This window comes from Streptomyces viridochromogenes DSM 40736, from assembly GCF_000158955.1.
Lineage (GTDB): Bacteria > Actinomycetota > Actinomycetes > Streptomycetales > Streptomycetaceae > Streptomyces > Streptomyces venetus.
The window spans coordinates 7,502,700-7,521,761 of record NZ_GG657757.1; the positions used below are offsets into that span (position 1 = coordinate 7,502,700).

General features: G+C 72.0%; 19 protein-coding genes and 2 pseudogenes. 14 read left to right on the plus strand and 7 right to left on the minus strand.

The window, feature by feature from the left end:
- Positions 1–2: 2 nt before the first annotated feature.
- The gene (locus tag SSQG_RS32830; RefSeq protein WP_003994273.1) at positions 3–1,253 is read left to right on the plus strand and encodes an alpha-L-fucosidase; all 1,251 of its coding nucleotides are present in this window, start codon (positions 3–5) and stop codon (positions 1,251–1,253) included.
- 142 nt (positions 1,254–1,395) lie between these two features.
- The gene (locus SSQG_RS32835) at positions 1,396–2,265 is read left to right on the plus strand and encodes a sulfotransferase family protein (RefSeq protein ID WP_003994274.1); all 870 of its coding nucleotides are present in this window, start codon (positions 1,396–1,398) and stop codon (positions 2,263–2,265) included.
- Here the strand turns inward: SSQG_RS32835 and SSQG_RS32840 are convergent.
- Positions 2,262–3,389, minus strand: a complete 1,128-nt coding sequence (locus SSQG_RS32840; protein WP_003994275.1) for an ATP-grasp domain-containing protein — start codon at positions 3,387–3,389, stop codon at positions 2,262–2,264. The genes SSQG_RS32835 and SSQG_RS32840 overlap by 4 nt on opposite strands.
- 266 nt (positions 3,390–3,655) lie before the next feature.
- On the opposite strand from SSQG_RS32840, the gene SSQG_RS32845 reads away from it, so the two are divergent.
- Both SSQG_RS32845 and SSQG_RS32850 read left to right on the plus strand, forming a co-directional pair.
- Positions 3,656–4,516 (plus strand): metallophosphoesterase family protein, encoded by an 861-nt coding sequence (locus SSQG_RS32845; RefSeq protein ID WP_039934145.1) that lies wholly within the window; start codon positions 3,656–3,658, stop codon positions 4,514–4,516.
- A complete protein-coding gene (locus SSQG_RS32850) occupies positions 4,513–5,172 on the plus strand; it encodes a 4'-phosphopantetheinyl transferase family protein (RefSeq protein ID WP_039934146.1) in 660 nt (219 codons plus the stop codon). Before SSQG_RS32845 ends, SSQG_RS32850 begins: the two co-directional genes overlap by 4 nt.
- A 99-nt stretch (positions 5,173–5,271) precedes the next feature.
- On the opposite strand, the gene SSQG_RS32855 is transcribed toward SSQG_RS32850, so the two are convergent.
- From SSQG_RS32855 to SSQG_RS32865, 3 genes are all read right to left on the minus strand, one after another.
- Positions 5,272–5,514 (minus strand): hypothetical protein, encoded by a 243-nt coding sequence (locus SSQG_RS32855; RefSeq protein ID WP_039934148.1) that lies wholly within the window; start codon positions 5,512–5,514, stop codon positions 5,272–5,274.
- A 176-nt stretch (positions 5,515–5,690) separates the two neighbouring features.
- Positions 5,691–6,221, minus strand: coding sequence for a hypothetical protein (locus SSQG_RS32860; protein WP_003994278.1), 531 nt, complete (start codon positions 6,219–6,221; stop codon positions 5,691–5,693).
- 32 nt (positions 6,222–6,253) lie between these two features.
- Positions 6,254–6,913, minus strand: a complete 660-nt coding sequence (locus tag SSQG_RS32865) for a helix-turn-helix domain-containing protein (RefSeq protein ID WP_003994279.1) — start codon at positions 6,911–6,913, stop codon at positions 6,254–6,256.
- Between the two features lie 238 nt (positions 6,914–7,151).
- Here SSQG_RS32865 and SSQG_RS32870 point away from each other — a divergent pair, with 238 nt between their 5' ends.
- The 7 genes and pseudogenes from SSQG_RS32870 to SSQG_RS32900 all read left to right on the plus strand — a co-directional run bounded on the left by SSQG_RS32870 (position 7,152) and on the right by SSQG_RS32900 (position 13,297).
- Positions 7,152–7,811 carry a hypothetical protein gene (locus SSQG_RS32870; protein WP_003994280.1) on the plus strand — a complete coding sequence of 220 codons (660 nt, stop codon included), beginning with the start codon at positions 7,152–7,154 and terminating at the stop codon, positions 7,809–7,811.
- Positions 7,812–7,883: 72 nt separating this feature from the next.
- Positions 7,884–9,040 (plus strand): annotated as a pseudogene (locus SSQG_RS32875) (NAD(P)/FAD-dependent oxidoreductase).
- Complete coding sequence (locus SSQG_RS32880) at positions 9,037–9,336, plus strand: (2Fe-2S)-binding protein (protein ID WP_003994282.1); 300 nt, start codon at positions 9,037–9,039, stop codon at positions 9,334–9,336. The pseudogene SSQG_RS32875 and the gene SSQG_RS32880 overlap by 4 nt, the downstream one beginning before the upstream one ends.
- Positions 9,326–10,694, plus strand: a pseudogene (locus SSQG_RS32885) (FAD-dependent oxidoreductase). Before SSQG_RS32880 ends, SSQG_RS32885 begins: the two are co-directional and overlap by 11 nt.
- Positions 10,691–11,581, plus strand: coding sequence for a dihydrodipicolinate synthase family protein (locus SSQG_RS32890; protein WP_003994284.1), 891 nt, complete (start codon positions 10,691–10,693; stop codon positions 11,579–11,581). The pseudogene SSQG_RS32885 and the gene SSQG_RS32890 overlap by 4 nt, the downstream one beginning before the upstream one ends.
- Before the next feature lie 5 nt (positions 11,582–11,586).
- Positions 11,587–12,588 carry a proline racemase family protein gene (locus SSQG_RS32895; RefSeq protein ID WP_003994285.1) on the plus strand — a complete coding sequence of 334 codons (1,002 nt, stop codon included), beginning with the start codon at positions 11,587–11,589 and terminating at the stop codon, positions 12,586–12,588.
- A gap of 37 nt (positions 12,589–12,625) precedes the next feature.
- Positions 12,626–13,297: a GntR family transcriptional regulator gene (locus tag SSQG_RS32900; RefSeq protein ID WP_003994286.1), complete on the plus strand. Its 672-nt coding sequence runs from the start codon at positions 12,626–12,628 to the stop codon at positions 13,295–13,297.
- A 7-nt stretch (positions 13,298–13,304) separates the two neighbouring features.
- Here the strand turns inward: SSQG_RS32900 and SSQG_RS32905 are convergent, their stop codons facing one another.
- Genes SSQG_RS32905 through SSQG_RS32915 form a run of 3 tightly spaced genes read right to left on the minus strand, consistent with a single transcriptional unit; the run spans position 13,305 to position 15,498 of the window.
- Positions 13,305–14,240, minus strand: a complete 936-nt coding sequence (locus SSQG_RS32905; protein ID WP_003994287.1) for a PDR/VanB family oxidoreductase — start codon at positions 14,238–14,240, stop codon at positions 13,305–13,307.
- Positions 14,237–14,431 carry a hypothetical protein gene (locus SSQG_RS32910; protein ID WP_003994288.1) on the minus strand — a complete coding sequence of 65 codons (195 nt, stop codon included), beginning with the start codon at positions 14,429–14,431 and terminating at the stop codon, positions 14,237–14,239. The genes SSQG_RS32905 and SSQG_RS32910 overlap by 4 nt, the downstream gene beginning before the upstream one ends.
- On the minus strand, positions 14,428–15,498 hold the full coding sequence (locus tag SSQG_RS32915) for an aromatic ring-hydroxylating dioxygenase subunit alpha (protein ID WP_003994289.1): 1,071 nt from the start codon (positions 15,496–15,498) through the stop codon (positions 14,428–14,430). The genes SSQG_RS32910 and SSQG_RS32915 overlap by 4 nt, the downstream gene beginning before the upstream one ends.
- A gap of 800 nt (positions 15,499–16,298) precedes the next feature.
- On the opposite strand from SSQG_RS32915, the gene SSQG_RS32920 reads away from it, so the two are divergent.
- From SSQG_RS32920 to SSQG_RS32930, 3 genes are read left to right on the plus strand one after another with little or no spacing between them, the layout of a single operon-like run.
- Positions 16,299–17,357, plus strand: coding sequence for an ABC transporter substrate-binding protein (locus SSQG_RS32920; RefSeq protein WP_208865684.1), 1,059 nt, complete (start codon positions 16,299–16,301; stop codon positions 17,355–17,357).
- A complete protein-coding gene (locus tag SSQG_RS32925) occupies positions 17,354–18,217 on the plus strand; it encodes an ABC transporter permease (protein WP_003994292.1) in 864 nt (287 codons plus the stop codon). Before SSQG_RS32920 ends, SSQG_RS32925 begins: the two co-directional genes overlap by 4 nt.
- Positions 18,193–19,002: an ABC transporter ATP-binding protein gene (locus SSQG_RS32930; RefSeq protein WP_003994293.1), complete on the plus strand. Its 810-nt coding sequence runs from the start codon at positions 18,193–18,195 to the stop codon at positions 19,000–19,002. Before SSQG_RS32925 ends, SSQG_RS32930 begins: the two co-directional genes overlap by 25 nt.
- The last annotated feature ends 60 nt before the right edge of the window (positions 19,003–19,062 follow it).

Consider the following 19,062-nt stretch of genomic DNA (forward strand, 5'->3'; position numbering starts at 1 on the left):
CCATGGCCGTGCAACCGTGGTTCGAGGACGCCAAGCTGGGGATCTTCATCCACTGGGGCGTCTACGCCGTCGACGGCGTGCAGGAGTCCTGGTCGTTCTACGACGACATCGTCCCCTACGACCAGTACATGTCCCAGCTCGACCGCTTCACGGCATCCCGCTACGACCCGCGCGACTGGGCGAAGCTCTTCGCGCGGGCCGGGGCCCGGTACGCCGTGCTGACCAGCCGTCACCACGACGGCGTCGCCCTGTGGGACACCGCCCACGGCGACCTGAACGTGGGCCGCGACCTGATCGCCGGCTACGCCGAGGCCCTGCGCGAGCAGGACCTGAAGGTCGGCCTCTACTACTCGCACTCGGACTGGAGCCACCCCGACTACGCCTCCACCCGCAAGCCCGGCCGCCCGCCGGAGCTGGAGGACAACCGCTACTCGGAGGTCGCCGCCGAGCACGAGGACCTGGAAGCCTGGGAGAGGTTCCTCGCCTACCGGGACGGCCAGATCCGCGAACTCACCTCCCGCTACAAGCCGGACCTGATGTGGTTCGACGGCGAGTGGGACCGCAGCGAGGAGCAGTGGCGGATCCCCGAGCTGGCCGCCATGATCCGCTCCGAGGTCCCCGACGTCGTCTTCAACGCCCGGATGCTCAGCGAGGGCGACTACGCGACGCCGGAACAGGGCGCGCCCGTCATACCGCCCGAGGGCCCCTGGGAGCTGTGCCTGACCATCAACGACTCCTGGGGCCACCAGCACCACGACCACAACCACAAGTCGGCCGACCAGCTGATCCGCTACTTCACCGAGACCATCGGCGGGGGAGGCAACCTGCTCCTGAGCGTCGGCCCGCGCGAGGACGGCACGATCCCGGCCGAGCAGGCGGAGCGGCTGCACGGGCTCGGCGACTGGATCGCCGAGCACGCGGAGGCGGTGTACGGCACGGTACGGGGACTCCCGCAGGGCCACCACTACGGCCCGAGCACCCTGTCGAAGGACCGCCGCACCCTCTACCTCGTGCTCTTCGACGCCCCGCGCGCCGAGATCAACGTCCGCGGCCTGCTGAGCAAGGTCCGCAGGGTCTCGGTCCTCGGCAGCGGAACGGAACTGGGCCACCGTGTCACCGGCGGCCTCCACGAGACCCCCGGCATCCTCTGGATCGACCCGCCGGCGGCGCCGGACCTCGACCCGCACGCCACGGTCCTGGCCGTCGAACTGGAAGGGGAGCTGGAGCTGTACCGCGGAGCCGGACGGTTCTGACGAAAGTTTAGGAAAGCGGTAAGCGGCCTGCTCACGGCGGTATGTGGACGCCCGTGAGCAGGCCGGTTCGCCTTCCCGACACCTTCAGTTCGCCCGGTCCCCCTGGGATGCGGAACGCACAACTCGAAAGAAAGGTGTCACCGTGCGAGACCCGCGTATGGCTGCGATCGGCAAGGGACTGAAGCGTCGCGGAAGGCTGGTGATGCAGGCGGTCAGTCCACCGCGCCGGGATCTCGACGCCATCCCGGGCCCCCGCCCGGCCCCCGACACCTACACCGCCCCGCTCGCCCCCCGGCTGGTGGAAGCTCCGGTCTTCGTCCTGTCGTCGGTGCGCTCCGGTTCGACCCTGCTGCGTGTCCTGCTCAACAGCCACAGCCGCATCCGCGCCCCGCACGAGATGCACCTGCGCACCGTGCACGTCAACCTGTCCCGCGACTTCACCGCGGAGGCCATGCGGGCCCTCGACCTCGACAAGGACGAGCTGGAACACGTGCTGTGGGACCGGGTGCTGCACCTCGAACTCATCCGCAGCGGCAAGGACCTCATCGTCGACAAGACCCCGCCGAACACCCTCATCTGGCCCCGGCTGCGCCGATGTTGGCCGCACGCCCGCTACATCCTGCTGCTCCGCCACCCCGGCGCGGTCGTCACGTCCCTGACCGCCCGCCGCACCGACCCGGATCACGAGGCCGTGCGCGCCGAGGTCCTCGACTACAGCGAGAAGCTGGAGGAGGCCCGCCAGAACCTCGACCCCCACGTGATGACGTACGAGGAGCTCACCGCCGCACCGGAGCGGGCCACCAGGGGCGTCTGCGAGTACCTCGGCGTCCCCTGGGAGCCCGGGATGCTCGACTACGGCAGCAAGGACCACGGCACGTTCCGCCCCCAGCTCGGCGACTGGTCCAGCACCATCAAGTCCGGCCGCATCCAGTCGGCCCGCACCGCCGCCCCGGACGTCGACCTGCCCCCACGCCTGGAGGAACTGGCCCGGGCGTGGGGCTACGGCGCCTAGAGCCGCACGGCCTCGACCGCGCCCCGCACGGCGGCCCCGACGGAGTCGACCGGCATCGCCGGCAGCGGCTCCGTCGGCTCCGACCGCTGCTGCGGCAGCGACACCGGCCGCACCGGACGCAGCCCCGACACCACCGTGTAGTCCTGGCCGAGGAACGGCGGCGCCATCTCGCCGGGGTCCTCGCCGAGCGCCAGCTGCACGGCGGCCCAGGGGGCGTTGACCCCGCACAGCGCCAGCTGGTGCAGGCCGCCGGCCGGGCGGGTGTTGACGTCCATGAGGACCGGCCGGTCGCCGAACATCCGGAACTGGATGTTGGACAGGTAGTGCAGGCCGAAGCCCTCCGCGATCCGCCGGGCCGGGTCCAGCCACTGCTCGTGCAGCGTGAAGCCCCGGCGGCGCCCGTTCTTGGTGCGGCCCACGGCCAGCCGGACCCGGCCGTCCGGACCGGTCAGGCAGTCCACCGACACCTCGGGCTGCTCCAGACGCGGCATCACCAGCCAGTCGACCGGCTCCTCGGCCTGCCGCAGCGCCTGAAGCACCAGGTCGAGCGGCACGTACGGGCTGGGGAACCCGCTCAGCTGCGTCAGCGAGAAGGGCGTGCGCGTGATCACGCGGAAGCCCACCCCGCCCGCCCCGGACGCCGGTTTGAAGCACGCCCTGTGCCCGTCGGCCTCCAGCTCCTCGACAGCGGCGACGAGTTCTTCGCCCGACCGGACCCGGTACCACGGCGGTACCGGCACGCCGATCGCCTGAACCGCCTCGTAGGCGATCACCTTGTCGTGGAAGACGGCCACCGCCTCGGGCGGCGGCGCCAGCACCGCCGTACCGGCCGCCTCGAACTCGGCGCGGTGGGCCACGACCGCCGACTGGTGCAGCCGGGGCACGAACACGTCGATACCCCGCCGCGCGCACTGGTCCAGCGCGTACTCGACGTACCCGGCCGGGGACAGGCCCTCGGGCTCCAGCTCGGCGGTGTCCGCGGCGGCGAGCACGGGGGAGTCGGGGTCGCCGTGGGTGGCATGGATCTCGACGGCCCGGTCGCTGGGATTTCTCCGCAGCTGATCCATGAAGAACACGTTCTCCGCGTACGTGCGGTTGAGCCAGACGCGTACGCGAGAGACCATGCAGGCCGCCTTTCACGGTTCGCGGGCAGGGCTGAGCAGCCCGTGCCCGGGCAGGAAAATGGAGGGTCACCAAACCGCCCCTGAAAAAGGGGAAGTTCCTAGCGGTGGTGGTGGGGCAGATCATACGGCTTCGGCGGGCCGTCTCGTGCAACGCGGGGGTTACGGATTTCGGGGGGACCCCCGTGGGGCCGCCTTGTCCCCGACGCGGGGATGTGATCTCGTGGGTGCGTTCGCGCAGGCGCGCGGAGGGGCGGAGGGGGCGAGAGGTGACGTCGACGGCCGGGGGAGCCGGACAGCTGCTGGCCATCAGCGATCTGCACATCGGCTACCCGGAGAACCGCGCCCTCGTCGAGGGGATGCGGCCCGGGACCGAGGACGACTGGCTCCTCGTGGCCGGTGACGTCGCGGAGACCGTCGCCGACATCCGCTGGACGCTCAAGACCCTCGCGGGCCGCTTCCGCAAGGTCGTCTGGGTGCCCGGCAACCACGAGCTGTGGACCCATCCGAGCGACTCGGTCACCCTGCGCGGCGTCGCCCGGTACGAGTACCTGGTCGAGCTGTGCCGGGAACTCGGCGTGACGACACCCGAGGACCCCTACCCGGTCTGGGAGGGCCCCGGCGGCCCCGTGGCCGTCGCCCCGCTCTTCACGCTGTACGACTACTCGTTCCTGCCGGCCGGGTGCGCCACCAAGGAACAGGGTCTGAAGTACGCCCACGGCACGGGCATCGTGTGCACCGACGAGTACCTGCTGCACCCCGACCCGTACCCGAGCCGGGAGGCCTGGTGCCGGGCCCGGATCGCCGAGACCGAACGCAGACTCGCCGAACTGCCCGGGGACCTGCCCGTGATCCCGGTCAACCACTACCCGCTGGACCGGCACCCCATGGACGTCCTGTGGCACCCCGAGTTCGCCATGTGGTGCGGCACCGACCTGACCGCCGACTGGCACCGCAGGTTCCGTGTCCACACGATGGTCTACGGCCATCTGCACATCCCGCGCACCACGTGGCACGACGGCGTGCGCTTCGAGGAGGTGTCGGTGGGCTACCCCCGCGAGTGGCGCAAGCGGCCCGGGGAGCCGGGACGGCTGCGGCGCATCCTGCCGAGGGAGGACGAGGAGCAGTGATCGAGGAACTGCTGCCGCAGTCCGTGGTCGCCGTCGAGGCGTTCGGCCACGACGGCGCGGACACACCGCTGTTCCCCGAGGAGGCGGCGCTCGTGGCGCGGGCGGTCGACAAACGCCGCCGGGAGTTCGCCGTCGTCCGCTCCTGCGCCCGCCGTGCCATGGAGAAGCTCGGCGTGCCGCCGCAGCCGATCCTGCCTGGGGAGCGCGGCGCCCCGGGCTGGCCGCCCGGGCTGGCCGGCAGCATGACCCACTGCGACGGCTACTGCGCCGCCGCGCTGGTCCGCGCCGCCGACCTGGCCTCCCTGGGCATCGACGCCGAGGCCCACGGCCCGCTGCCCGAGGGCGTCCTGCCCTCGGTGTCCCTGCCGTCGGAGGCGGAACGCCTGCGCCGGCTCGCGGCCCGGCGCCCCGACATCCACTGGGACCGGCTGCTGTTCAGTGCGAAGGAGTCCGTCTATAAGGCGTGGTTCCCCCTCACCGGGCAGTGGCTGGACTTCATGGAGGCCGACATCGAGCTCACCGAGGACGGCGCCTTCCGCGCCGCGCTCCTCGTCCCCGGGCCGCTGGTCGGCGGCCGCCGCCTCGACCACTTCGCCGGCCGCTGGACCGCGCAGCGGGGCCTGGTCGCGACGGCGATCGCCGTACCGCACGCCTGACGCGGACCCCGCGCCCGAAGGGGCGAGGGGAACGGCGCGAACAGCCACGGGCAAGCCGCGGACGGACGGCCACCCGCAGCACCCGGGTTCTCCGCCGGCTCAGGGCCCCGGCTCCGGACACCAGCTCCGCAACAGCCGGAAGAACGCCTCCTCGTTGCCGGTCAGGCCCGCCTGTTCGAGGGCCGCTTCCGCCTCGGCGAGGACGGCGGGCGGGACGACCGGGGGCCGCCCGGAGCCGGACGGGCCCGTCTCCAGGTCGAAGGCGGCCCGGACCGTGTGCAGCAGGCGCAGATAGGCCTGGACGGCGGTGCGTTCACGGTCGGTCAGTACGGCGGTGGGCATCGGTCGGCTCTCCCCGTGTCGGCGTCGTCGGTCCCGCGCCTCGCGGCGCGCACACCCCCGCACAGAGAGGGCGCACCCCCAGCTTGCCGCCCACCACTGACAATCCGGCCCCGGCGCCGTGCGGTTCGCCCGCTCGGCGCACACGGAACGGCACGTCAGCCCCTGCGGGCGGCCGGTCAGCTCTGCGGCCCCGGATACCCCAGCGACGCCTCGATCCGCCCGGCCAGATGGTCCCGCTGCACCGGACCCCGAGCCGTCGAACCCGCCAGCCACGCCCGGCACTTGCTGGCGAGCAGCAGGCCGAAGGTCTCGGCCTCCTTCTCGTCGTCCAGGTCGAAGCGGGTGCGGGCGGCGACCTTCAGCACGGTGGCCTGGAGATCGGCGTCGTCGTCGAGCAGCCGGGCCGCGACGGCCGCGCCCTCGACGTGGTGGGAGCAGTGCCCGGCCTTCATATGCCACAGCTCGTGTCCAAGGATCACCAACTGGTGATCGGGAGCCGTGCGTTCCTCGATGACGACGAGGTCCTGATCGGCCATGTCGAGCCACAGCCCGCTCGCGGTCCCGGGCGGGAAGGCGGCCGTACGGAAGCGGACGGGGCGGCCACGGCGTCTGCTCATGGCGTCGCACAGCGCGGCGTACAGCTCGTCGGGCCGCGCCGGCACGGGAAGGGTCAGCTCCGCGACCAGCTCGCCGCACAGGCGGCGCATTTCCTTACCGATGCCCACAGTTCTCCCCACGGTCACGACTCGGGCCGCTTGACGCTCTCCAGGAGCATGTCCAGCCACTCCGCGACCTTGTCGCGGTGCTGGTCGGTGGGCAGCTGCGCGGCCCGCCAGGCGATGCCGCGCACGCCGTGGTCCTGCAGCAGCCGCTCCAGCGGGTCGTCGGCCGCCGCGGCCGCCTCCCGCTCGCGGTCGGCGAGCTGCTGCAGCAGCTCCTGCTCGATGTGCTGGAGGGCGCTCACGAGTGCCTCGGGGTCCTCGGCCGTGAGGAAACCGGCGTGGACCCGGAAGAACCGCTGGAGCGCGTCGCAGTGTTCCATGGTCGGCCGCCGGTCACCGTTGATGAGGGCGCCGGCCTGCTGCCGGGACATGCCCGCGCCGTCGGCGATCTCCTGCTGGGTGTATCTGCGGCCGTTGGGCTTGAGCCGGGTCCTGCGCAGCAGGTCCAGGCGCTGCAGGAATCGGGCCTGCACGTCGGGTTCGCCCGCCGGCCGGCCGCCGAGCAGGGCCTTGACCACGGGTTCCGGGACCCCGGACGCGACGGACAGACGCCCGGTGTCGAAGACCTCGGCGTGCGGCACGCCGAGCCGGTCGGTGAGTGCGGTGACACGGGCGACGACGGCCAGTAGCACGGCCGTCGGCGTGGCGCCAGGACCCTCGACGAAGCCACCCGTCACCGACAGATCTCCTACGTCTCTCACAGGCTTCTCACAAGTGGATGCCGTGACCTACCCCGGCGTGAACTTCCCGGAGCGTAGCCGGTGCTTCGAACTCACATCCAGGTCTCGCCACAACTGTGGCCAATTTCAGCCGTCAACAGCCTCAGAATGCCACGATAGTTGACACGCCTCAGCCCCGGGCAGCAGGATCGGGGCGCCGCGTCAAGGCCGCACAGGCAAGAGGGGTGACCTCCCGATGGCATTTCAGGCAGGAGGGCAGCGGCCGGCACCGCGGCCCGTCCCCGAGACTCCCGAAGTCCAGGCCTACCTGGAGGACTACGCCGCGCTCATGGAGGCCGTGTCCTCCCCTTCGCTCGTCGTCGACCGCTGCTGGGACGTGGTGTTGACCAACAGCGCCTTCCGGTCACTCTTCGGTGGCGTCGGCCCGCACCCGACGGCCATGCCGGGAGACAACTTCCTCAGGTTCGTACTGTTCCACCCCGAAGCGCCCGCGGTACTCGGCGAGCACGAGTCGAGCTGGTGCCTGCCGATGCTCGCGCACCTCGCGCGAACCGTGGAGAGCCACGGTCCCGACCACGGGCTCCAGGCCATCCGCCGCGAGATCGCCCAGGACCCGATCATGGAGGCCGCCTACCGGCACGGCCTGCCGCACTGGATCCGCTCGGTCGGCGAGGCCGCCGTCGAGCAGGACGGCGCCGTACGGCCGCTGCTGCACCCGGACCCGCGCTGGGGAGCCACCGACTGCCGGATCGTCGCCGAGACGTCCAGGACACTCGGCGAACTGGGCTGCACCCGGCTCACGTTCGTCCTGCGCGAGACCCGCCGCGCCCTCTCCCGCGATCGCCGCCCGCGCCGTACCGCCTCTCATCTGAGGGTCGTCCCGGCGGTCGACTGACCGCATCCGCGCTTCCGTCCGACCCTTGTCCGTCCCATTCCCACCGGGTGTGGTGTGTGACATAGTACTACTGTGAGCGAGTCGCTGACCTGCGATGTCGTGGTGATCGGAGCCGGAGTGGTGGGCGCCGCATGCGCCCTGTACGCGGCCCGCGCGGGCCTGGACGCCGTCGTGGTGGACCGGGGCCCGGTGGCCGGCGGCACCACCGGCGCGGGGGAGGGGAACCTCCTCGTCTCCGACAAGGAACCCGGACCGGAGCTCGAACTGGCCTTGCTCTCCGCCCGGCTGTGGGCCGAGCTGGCCCGGGAGGGGCTGGGGGAGGCGGTCGAGTACGAGGCCAAGGGCGGTCTCGTCGTCGCCGGCACCGACGGAGCGCTGGCAGGGCTGGAGGGACTCGCGGCCGGGCAGCGCGCGGCGGGCGTCGAGGCGGTCCCGGTGCCGCCCGACCGTCTCCCCGATCTCGAGCCGTACCTGACGCCCGGCCTCGCGGGCGGCATGCACTACCCGCAGGACGCCCAGGTGATGCCCGCCCTCGCGGCGGCGCACCTGCTGCGCGCCTCGAAGGCACGGCTGCTCACCGGCCGGGAGGTGACCGGGGTGCTGACCGGCACCGGCGGCGCGGTGCGCGGGGTGCGTACCCGGCCCGTGGCGACATCCACGCGCCGGCGGTCGTCAACGCGGCCGGTCCGTGGGGCGGCGAGATGGCGGCCCGCGCCGGGGTGTCGCTGCCGGTGCTGCCCCGGCGCGGCTTCGTCCTGGTCACCGAGCCGCTGCCGCCGCGCGTCCGGCACAAGGTCTACGCCGCGGACTACGTGGCCGACGTCGCGAGCGACTCGGCGGGCCTGCAGACCTCCCCGGTCGTGGAGGGCACGCCCGCCGGGCCGGTCCTCATCGGCGCCAGCCGCGAACGGGTCGGGTTCGACCGGACGGTGTCGCTCCCGGCGCTGCGGGCACTCGCGGCCGGCGCGACACGGCTCTTCCCGTTCCTCGCCGGGGTCCGGGCCATGAGGTCGTACGCCGGCTTCCGGCCGTACCTGCCGGACCACCTGCCGGCGATCGGTCCCGACCCCCGGGCGCCCGGCCTCCTGCACGCCTGCGGGCACGAGGGCGCGGGCATCGGACTGGCCACCGGCACCGGGCACCTGATCGCCCAGGCGCTGACCGGCCGGGCACCCGACCTGGACCTCACCCCGTTCCGGCCCGACCGCTTCCCCGAGGAGGCCGCGTGAATCCGCTGGAACTCGCACGCGCCAGGCCCGGCCCCGCCTTCACGGTCACGTTCGACGGCCGGCCGGTCGAGGCCCTGCCCGGCCAGACGATCGCCGCCGTGCTGTGGGCCGCGGGCGTCACGGCCTGGCGCACCACCCGGGGCGAGGGCCGCCCACGCGGGGTGTTCTGCGGGATCGGCGTCTGCTTCGACTGCCTGGTCACCGTCAACGGCCGTACCGGCCAGCGGGCTTGCCTGGTGCCGGCGCGGCCGGGCGACGTGATCGGCACGCAGGAGGGGACGGGCCGTGCGGACTGACCTCGTCGTGATCGGGGCCGGGCCCGCCGGGCTGGCCGCGTCCCTGGCGGCCTCCGCACGCGGCGCCGGGGTCGCGCTCGTGGACGGGGCGACGGAGACGGGCGGGCAGTTCTACCGGCAGCCCGCCGCCGGGCTCGGCGCCGGGCGCCCCGAGGCGCTGCACCACGGGTGGCGCACCTGGGAACGGCTGCGCGACGGACTCGCCGCCAGTGCCGTACGCGTGCTGACGGATCACCACGTGTGGTGCGTGGAACCACGACCCCGCGGCTTCACCGTGCACGCCCTGCTCGGCCCGGAGCAGGAGGAGCCGGCCGAGGTGCACGCGGACGCCGTGCTCCTGGCCACCGGCGGCTACGAGCACGTCCTGCCCTTCCCCGGCTGGACCCTCCCCGGCGTCGTCACCGCCTCAGGAGCCCAGTCCATGCTCAAGGGCGGGCTCGTGGTGCCGGGGCGCCGGGCGGTCGTGGCCGGGACCGGGCCCCTGCTGCTGCCCGTGGCGACCGGGCTCGCGGCAACCGGTGTCGAGGTCGCCGCGCTCGTCGAGTTCACCGGCCCGGGGCGCCTCGCCCCCCACGACCACGGCCCGGCCTTGCCGGCAAACTTCCCGAGGGCGCCGCGTAAGCCGCCCGGCTGCTGCGCCACCGCGTGCCGTTCCTCGCCCGGCACACCGTCGTCCGCGCCACGGCGACGACCGGCTGACCGGCGTCACGGTCGCCGCCCCCGACGCCGCCGGACGCGTCCGGCCCGGAAGCGAGCGGCACCTGCCCTGCGACACCCTGGCCGTCGGCCACGGCATGCTTGCGCACACCGACCTGGCGGAGGGGCTCGGCTGCCGCCTCGACGGGCACACGGTCGCCGTCGACGCCGAGCAGCGCACCGACGTACCCGGTGTCTGGGCGGCCGGCGAGGCCACCGGCATCGGTGGCGCTGCCCTCGCCCTCGCCGAGGGACACATCGCCGGGTGCTCCGTCGCCGCCCGCCTGCACGGCACCGAACCCGCCCCGGCCCCCGCCGCACTCAAGGCCCGCACCGGGCTCCGCAGGAGCGCCGCCGCCCTCGCATCCGCCTACGCGCCGCCCGCGCACTGGCCCGAGCAGGTCACCGACGACACCGTGGTCTGCCGCTGCGAGGAAGTCACCGCCGGTGCCGTGCGCGACGCCCTGGACCTCGGAGCGGGCGACGCGCGCACCGTGAAGCTGCTCACCCGCGCGGGGATGGGCTGGTGCCAGGGCCGGATGTGCGCCACCGCGGTCGCGGGGCTCACCGGATGCCCGCCCACCCCGTCCAGAAGGCCGTTCGCCCGTCCCGTGCCGCTCGGCGTCCTCGCCCGGCACCACCCCCAGGAGGGACTGTCATGACCGATCACCGCCTCTGGCGCGGCGTCCTCGTCGCCACCGCGCTCCCGCTGAACGACGACCTCTCCGTGAACCACGACAGGTACGCCGAGCACTGCGCCTGGCTGGTCGAGAACGGCTGCGACGGTGTCGTGCCGAACGGCTCCCTCGGCGAGTACCAGGTGCTCACCCCGCAGGAGCGCGCCCGGGTCGTGGAGACGGCCGTGGCCGCGATCGGCGGGCAGCGCGTCATGCCCGGCGTCGCCGCGTACGGATCCGCCGAGTCCCGGCGCTGGGCCGAGCAGGCGGGCGAGGCGGGCTGCCGGGCGGTGATGCTGCTGCCGCCGAACGCCTACCGCGCCGACGAGCGGTCCGTCGTCGCCCACTACGCCGAGGTCGCGAAGGCCGGCCTGCCGGTCGTGGCGTACAACAACCCGATCGACACCAAGGTCGACCTCGTGCCGGAACTGCTCGCCCGGCTGCACGGCGAGGGACACATCCAGGGCGTGAAGGAGTTCTCCGGGGACGTCCGCCGGGCCTACCGCATCGCCGAACTCGCCCCGGAACTGGACCTGTTGATCGGCGCCGACGACGTCCTGCTGGAGCTGGCCGTCGCGGGCGCGAAGGGCTGGGTGGCGGGCTACCCGAACGCCCTGCCGCAGGCGTCGGTCGAGCTCTACCACGCGGCCGTCGACGGCGACCTCGACACCGCACGGACCCTGTACCGGCAGTTGCATCCGCTGCTGCGGTGGGACTCGCGGGTGGAGTTCGTCCAGGCCATCAAGCTGTCGATGGACATCGTCGGCCGCCACGGCGGCCCGTGCCGCCCCCCGCGCGTGCCCCTGCTGCCCGAGCAGGAGGCGGCGGTGCGGGCAGCCACGGAGAAGGCCGTCGCGGCCGGATTGGCGTAGGGACCATGCGCAGCAGACTCGTCGTCCACGCCGTCGACTCGCACACCGAGGGCATGCCGACCCGCGTGATCACCGGGGGCATCGGCACCATTGCGGGCGCCACCATGAACGAGCGGCGGCTGTACTTCCGCGAACACCGCGACGACATCGCGCAGTTGCTGATGAACGAGCCGCGCGGGCACTCCGCCATGAGCGGCGCGATCCTCCAGCCACCGACCCGGCCCGACTGCGACTGGGGCGTCGTCTACATCGAGGTCTCCGGCTATCTGCCGATGTGCGGGCACGGCACGATCGGCGTCGCGACCGTCCTCGTCGAGACCGGCATGGTCGAGGCCGTCGAGCCGGTCACCACCATCCGGCTCGACACCCCGGCGGGGCCGGTCGTCGCCGAGGTGGCGGTGGAGGACGGGGCCGCGAAGGCGGTCACCCTGCACAACGTCCCCTCCTTCGCCGTCGGCCTCGACCGCAAGGCAACCCTCGCCGACGGGCGGACGGTGACCTATGACCTCGCCTTCGGCGGCAACTTCTACGCCATCCTGCCGCTGGAGCGGTTCGGCCTGCCCTTCGACCGGTCCCGCAAGGACGAGATCCTCCACGCCGGCCTGTCCCTCATGGCCGCCGTCAACGCCGAGGAGCCGCCCGTCCACCCGGAGGACCCGTCCATCCACGGCCTGCACCACGTCTACCTGGCCGCCCCCGGCTCGGACGCCCGCCACTCCCGGCACGCCATGGCCATCCACCCCGGCTGGTTCGACCGTTCGCCCTGCGGCACGGGCACCAGCGCCCGCATGGCACAGTTGCACGCGCGCGGCGAACTCCCGCTGCACACCGAGTTCGTGAACGAGTCCTTCATCGGCACCCGGTTCACCGGCAGACTGCTCGGCACCACCGAGGTGGCCGGCCGCCCGGCCGTGCTGCCCAGCTTCACCGGACGCGCCTGGATCACCGGCACCGCCCAGTACCTGCTGGACCCCGAGGACCCCTTCCCCGCGGGGTTCGTCCTGTGAGCCGGACCCTGCGCACCAGAGAGGAACCCCGACCGCCATGGCCCCGCAGCACACCCCGGCCCTGCCCCGGCTGGGCAGCAGGAAGCCCAGCCACCGGGAGCGGGTCGCGGACGCGCTGCGGGCCGCCCTGATCGCCGGTGAACTGCGCCCGGGCGAGGTCTACTCGGCCCCCGGCCTCGCCGCCCGGTTCGGCGTCTCCGCCACCCCGGTGCGCGAGGCCATGCTCGACCTCGCCAAGGAGGGCCTGGTCGACACCGTGCCCAACAAGGGCTTCCGGGTCACCGCCGTCTCCGAGAAGCAACTCGACGAGTACACCCACGTCCGGGCGCTGATAGAGATCCCCACGACGGCGGCCCTCGCCCGCACGGCCGACCCGGTGGCGCTGGAGGCGCTCCGCCCGGTCGCCCGGGAGATCGTCACCTCCGCCGCGGCCGGTGACCTCATCGCCTACGTCGAGGCCGACCTGCGCTTCCACCTGGGCCTGCTGGCCCTCGCCGGCAACGACCATCTCGTCGACGTCGTCCGCGATCTCAGGCGCCGCTCCCGGCTGTACGGGCTGACCGCGCTGGTGGAACAGGGGCGGCTGGAGGCGTCGGCCGAGGAACACCTGGAGATCCTGGACGCGTTGCTCGCCCGCGACGAGGAGGCCGTACGGTCCGTGATGACCCGGCACCTCGGGCATGTCCGGGGCCTGTGGGCGGCGCCCTGACCCACCGTCACAGGTCCAGCACCAGCCGCTTCCCACGGCAGCGGGAGACGCAGATCAGCATGGTCTCGCCCGCCGCGCGTTCGTCGTCGGTGAGCACCGAGTCGCGGTGGTCCGGTTCGCCGTCCAGGACGTCCGTCTCACAGGTGCCGCAGGTGCCCTCGGTGCAGGAGTAGAGCACCTCGACCCCGGCGGCGCGCACGGCGTCGAGCACCGACACGTCCGGCGCGACCGTCACCGTCCTGCCGCTGCGCGCCAGCTCCACCTCGAACTCCGTGGTGTCGCCGGCCTCCTGCTCCTTGGGCCGGAACCGCTCGACGCGCAGCACTCCGGACGGGCAGCGCTCCTCGACCGCGTCCAGCAGCGGCCCCGGGCCGCAGCAGTAGACGAGCGTGCCGTCGGGGACGTCGTCCAGCACCGAAGGCAGGTCCAGCAGCCCGGACTCGTCCTCGGGCGTGATCGTCACCCGGTCCCCGTACCGTCCCAGTTCCTCGCCGAACGCCATCGACCGGCGTGTGCGCCCGCCGTACAGCAGCGTCCAGTCGGCGCCCGCCGCCTCGGCCGCCGCCAGCATCGGCAGGATCGGGGTGATGCCGATGCCGCCCGCGACGAAGCGGTAGCGGGCGGCCGGCTCCAGGGCAAAGTTGTTCCGGGGCCCGCGCACCCGGACCTTGTCCCCCCGTCCCACCTGCTCGTGCACATGGGCCGAGCCGCCCCGCCCGTCCGGCTCGCGCAGCACCGCGATCCGCCAGGCCGACCGGTCCGCCGGGTCTCCGCACAGCGAGTACTGCCGCTCCAGCCCGGGGCCGAGCACGACGTCGATATGGGCGCCCGGCTCCCAGACCGGGAGCTCCTCGCCCAGCGGGTGGCGCAGGGTGAGGGCCAGCACACCGTCGGCGGCGAACTCCCTCCGCTCGACCACCAGTTCTTCTTCGTACCCGCTCATGAGCTGTTCCCTCGTGGCTCCTCGACGTGGTGCCCCTGCGGGTGGGCGAGCATCCACTCCCACATCTCGACCGGGTCCTGCGCGGTGTGCTCACGGCCGCAGTGGCAGGTGCCGTGCAGCACGTCGGTGCCGGGCAGCCAGTCGATGCGGTAGATCTCGCGCGGCCCTGCCGATGAGCCGAGCCTCGTCACTGGACCTTCTCCACCGGCTTGTCGCCCTGCTCCACCAGCCGGGCGAGGATACGGCGGGCGGCCAGACCGCCGGTGTCGATGTTGATGCTCAGCTCCTGGTAGCCGGTGCGCTCGGTGCCGAGCGTCTTCTGGAGCAGGTTGAGAGCGGTGACGTCCTGCATCACGACCGTGTGGTTGTTGCCCCGCAGGAACTCGGTGACCTCGGCGTCGTCCGTCGCCCAGTCACGCGAGACCGCCCAGAAGTCGTACACCTCGCCGTCGCCGGAGGGCGTGATCGCGTACGTGATCTCGGTGTGGAAGCCGTTCGGGTCGCTGCCGTCCGCCTCCGGCAGCACACCGGCCGGAGCGATCCTGCTGTGCAGCAGATACAGGCAGGGGGCGTGGTACTCGATGTCCTGCCAGCGGGTGATCCGGCCCTCGATGCCGGTGGACCTGGCGTAGAACGGCGGGCACTCGGCGTCGTCCATGTGCCGGCTCACCCGGACGATCCCGGCGCCCTCGTCGACCTCGGTCGTGATCGGCGTCTCGGCGACCTCCGGGGTGCCGATGTACCCGCCGTGCAGATACGTCTCGTGGGACAGGTCCAGGAGGTTGTCGACGAGCAGACCGTAGTCGCAGTCGATCGGCTCCATGCCGCGCACGGTGACCCAGCCGGGGGAGTCGAGGTGCCTGGCCCGCGGGATGCCCTGCGGGTCGGCGAGCGCCGGGTCGCCGATCCACACCCAGATCAACGAGTCCTGCTCGACGACGGGGTAGGAGGCGACCCGGGCCGTGCGCGGCACCCGCTTCTGCCCGGGGACGTACACGCACGTACCGGTCGTGTCGTACGTGAACCCGTGGTACCCGCACACGATCCGGTCGCCGTCGAGGCGCGTCGGTGCCTCGGACAGCGGGTACCGGCGGTGCACGCACCGGTCGTGCAGCACGACCGGCGTGCCCTCCTCCGCCGTCCGGTAGAGCACGAGCGTCTCACCGAGGATCGTCCGTCCGAGCAACTCCCGCCCGACCTCGTGACTGTAGGCGGCGACGTACCACTGGTTCCTGGCGAAGGCGGTCATGTGAGGCATGGGGTTCCCGTCCCTGTCGGCGGGGCGGCGTCGCCCCGCGTGCCGTGGTTGGAATCAGGGTCGTGACGCCGGTGGTTGCCGCGCAAGGCGGCTTCTGTCAGGCGGAAACGTCTCTGCGAAAGGGCTGGTCAGGGTCTTGTCATGCGCCTTGCTCATTACGGGCAGTGGCTGCGGAGTGGCGTCGCTGGGTGGATCACTCCAGAGGTGACTCCAGAGGTGGCCGCTCATGGGTTTGGCGCGCACGTCCGATCGCGATGCTGCCAGCGGCCCGTTCGAAGGAGGCCACCCTTCCTTGACCTGCGACCTTGAGGGTCTCTCGCCGGTTGGCGAGCCGGTCGTCCAAGTTCTGCACAGTCCATCCTCCGCACGCTCCCGGAGCCGGTGCAAGGGATATTGACCTGACGCCTTCTTCGCCGCGTGATGAGGTGCTGAGCGCGAGAGTGCCTTTCGTCGATGCGGCCCGATCGCGGAGCCCCATCGCCTTGAGCGCGCGTGCAACCCCGAGTTGTAACAGGAACATGGCACGCGTACGAAGGTGTCGTTGCAGGGACAGTCAAGCGAAGCGGCCAGCCTTGACCACCTTTTGACCTGTAGTTAGGTTCGATCCATGCGGATCTTCAAGCGCTTTCGCAAACGGCGGGCCATTGATCTGATGCGCGTCGCGACCGCGGTGTGTAGCTGACCTCAACCGTGCTGCCTGTTTTCTTCAACCCCAGTTCCGCCTTTGGCTGCCTTTCGGTGTCGTCTCCCGTCGCGTGGCCTTTCTTTCCGTGAAGGCATGAATGATCTCTCGCATACGCATGCCCAAGTTCAGGTTCGTGGCCGCGACGGCCGCGTTCTCCGTCACCCTTCTGCTGACTTCGTGCGCGGACAACTCACAGTCCACGGCAGTGGGCAAAGATGTCTCCGGGGAGAAGATCCCGGCCACGGCTTCCCCGGACACCTCCATCACCGTCGGGGCGCCGGAGCTCAAGGTCGCGCTTCAGCTGTCGGGGCAGATCGACAAGCTGCCCTTCAAGGTCAAGTGGGCCAATATCAGCGGTGGTCCGAAGTGCTCCGAGGCCTTCCGCGCGGGCGCTCTCGACGTCTGCTCAGCCGCGGACATCCCGTCGATCAACGCCTACTGGACCGGCCTCGACACCAAGCTCGTGGCAGCCGAGTTCCGCAAGGAGCCGCTTCGGCACCCGGTCTACGAGCTGGGCATCGCTCCCGGCGCGGGCGTCGAGTCACTCGCGGACCTGCGCGGGAAGAAGATCGCCTACAGCCCGGGGCAGGCGCAGGGCGCGCTGGTGCTGCGGATCCTGCAGAAGGCCGGGCTCACGAAGGATGACGTCCAACTCGTCGAGCTGGCCAGCACCGATGACGTCTATCCCACGGCGCTCGGAAACCACCAGGTGGATGCCGCTCCCCTCGGGGACGTCAACATCAAGCGGTATCTGACGAAGTACGGTAAGGCCGGCGGAAAGACCATCCAGCACGGGCTGCGGGACGACCCCGAGCACCTGTGGGCACTCACCGATTCCGTGAGCGACACACAGAAGTCCGCCGCCATCCGGGAACTCATCAAGTTCTGGGCGCGTGCACTGATCTGGATCGACGAACACCCGAAGGAATGGATCCAGGGCTATTACGTCAAGGACCAGGGCCTGAGCCGCGAGGACGGCGAGTATCTCGTCGAACGGTCCGGCCATCCCGACATTCCGGCGGACTGGACCAGTGCCATCCAGCGTCAGCAGCAGACCATCGATCTGCTGGCGAAGGAGCAGAACCACAAGGCCTTCAAGGCGGACATCCTCTTCGACCGGCGATACGAGCCGGTGGCCGCCGACGCCCTCGCCGGTGAAGGGACGACGCCATGAGCACGACGCTCTCCGACAAGCAGCCGCCCGCAGCGAGGAAACAGGCCGCGCCCGCTGCCCGGCCGTTGGCCCGCCGCCATACCCGCAAGCGGCTCGCTCCGGGCCGCCCCGTGCCGTACGGCTGGGCGCTCGGCGCGCTGCTGCTGCTCGGGCTGTGGGCGGCGGGCTCCGCCACCGGCCTCATCGACGCCCGGAGCCTGCCCGCACCCTGGACCATCGCGGTCGCGGCAGGCGATCTGATCGAGGACGGCCGGCTCCAGTCCAACCTCGCCACCTCCGCCCAACGTGCCCTGCTGGGCCTTGTGATCGGAGTCGCGGGCGGGCTGCTCTTCGCGATGGTCTCCGGCCTCAGCCGGGTCGGTGAGGCGCTGATCGACGGCCCGGTGCAGATCAAGCGGGCCATCCCCTCACTCGCGTTGATCCCGCTGCTGATCCTCTGGTTCGGCATCGGCGAGACGATGAAGGTCGTCACGATCGCCCTGGGCGTCTTCGTGCCGATCTACATCCACACCCACAACGGACTGCGCGGCATCGACAACCGCTACGCCGAGCTCGCGGAGACCGTGCGGCTCAGCCGGCCCCAGTTCGTCCGCCACGTGGTGCTGCCCGGTGCTCTTCCCGGCTTCCTGCTCGGGATGCGCTTCGCGGTGACCGCCGCGTGGCTCGCGCTGGTCGTCGTCGAGCAGGTCAACGCGACCAGCGGCATCGGCTACATGATGGAGCTTGCCCGGACGTACGGACAGATCGACATCATCCTCGTCGGTCTCGTCGTGTACGGACTCCTCGGGCTCTTCTCCGACGCCCTGGTACGGCTCGTGGAGAGGAGGACGCTGACATGGCGACGCACACTGGGGGACTGACCGGGACGGAGGACCGCGGCACCGCCGGGGGCCAAGGGACCATCGAGGATGGCGGAACCGACCGTGCCGCGACGGTCCGGATCGGGAATCTGGTGCGCTCCTTCGGCGTGCGCAGGATCCTCGACGGACTCGACCTGACCATCGCACCGGGCGAGTTCGTGGCCCTGCTCGGCCGCAGCGGCTCCGGCAAGAGCACGCTGCTGCGGGCGCTGGCGCGGCTCGACCACGACGTGGCGGGGAGCGGCGAGCTCGCCGCCCCCGACAACCTCTCCGTCGTCTTCCAGGATGCCCGGCTGCTGCCCTGGAAGCGGGTGCTCGACAACGTCGTACTGGGCCTGACCGGACCGGACGCCGAACAACGCGGCCGGGCCGCCCTCGCCGAGGTCGGCCTCGAGGGCCGCGAGCGGGCCTGGCCCATCGAGTTGTCGGGAGGGGAACAGCAGCGTGTCTCGCTTGCCCGCTCCCTCGTACGCGATCCGGAACTGCTGCTCGCCGACGAGCCGTTCGGGGCGCTGGACGCCCTGACCCGGATCAGGATGCACGTCCTGCTGCGCCGACTGTGCGAACGGCACCGGCCCGCCGTGCTCCTGGTCACGCACGACGTCGACGAGGCGATCGTCCTCGCGGACCGGGTGGTGGTGCTGGAACAGGGCCGGATCGCCGCCGACCTCCCGGTGGAGCTACCGGCACCGCGCCGCCACGGCAGCTCCGAGTACGCGGCCCTGCGTGACCGCCTGCTGGCACAGCTGGGAGTGGACCTCGCGGAGGACGGCGGTCAGGCATGACCGAACCAGGGCAGCTGCACCTGAACCTGTTCGTCCGTCCCGGCGGCCGTCACGCGGCTA

Bases quoted from the DNA above. Each gene is read 5' to 3' on its own strand.
- SSQG_RS32830 (WP_003994273.1), top strand. From the start codon at position 3: ATGGCCGTGCAACCGTGGTTCGAGGACGCCAAGCTGGGGATCTTCATC.
- SSQG_RS32840 (WP_003994275.1), bottom strand. From the start codon at position 3,389: ATGGTCTCTCGCGTACGCGTCTGGCTCAACCGCACGTACGCGGAGAAC.
- SSQG_RS32855 (WP_039934148.1), bottom strand. From the start codon at position 5,514: ATGCCCACCGCCGTACTGACCGACCGTGAACGCACCGCCGTCCAGGCC.
- SSQG_RS32860 (WP_003994278.1), bottom strand. From the start codon at position 6,221: ATGCGCCGCCTGTGCGGCGAGCTGGTCGCGGAGCTGACCCTTCCCGTG.
- SSQG_RS32870 (WP_003994280.1), top strand. From the start codon at position 7,152: ATGGCATTTCAGGCAGGAGGGCAGCGGCCGGCACCGCGGCCCGTCCCC.
- SSQG_RS32890 (WP_003994284.1), top strand. From the start codon at position 10,691: ATGACCGATCACCGCCTCTGGCGCGGCGTCCTCGTCGCCACCGCGCTC.
- SSQG_RS32895 (WP_003994285.1), top strand. From the start codon at position 11,587: ATGCGCAGCAGACTCGTCGTCCACGCCGTCGACTCGCACACCGAGGGC.
- SSQG_RS32900 (WP_003994286.1), top strand. From the start codon at position 12,626: ATGGCCCCGCAGCACACCCCGGCCCTGCCCCGGCTGGGCAGCAGGAAG.
- SSQG_RS32905 (WP_003994287.1), bottom strand. From the start codon at position 14,240: ATGAGCGGGTACGAAGAAGAACTGGTGGTCGAGCGGAGGGAGTTCGCC.
- SSQG_RS32915 (WP_003994289.1), bottom strand. From the start codon at position 15,498: ATGCCTCACATGACCGCCTTCGCCAGGAACCAGTGGTACGTCGCCGCC.
- SSQG_RS32920 (WP_208865684.1), top strand. From the start codon at position 16,299: ATGCCCAAGTTCAGGTTCGTGGCCGCGACGGCCGCGTTCTCCGTCACC.
- SSQG_RS32925 (WP_003994292.1), top strand. From the start codon at position 17,354: ATGAGCACGACGCTCTCCGACAAGCAGCCGCCCGCAGCGAGGAAACAG.
- SSQG_RS32930 (WP_003994293.1), top strand. From the start codon at position 18,193: ATGGCGACGCACACTGGGGGACTGACCGGGACGGAGGACCGCGGCACC.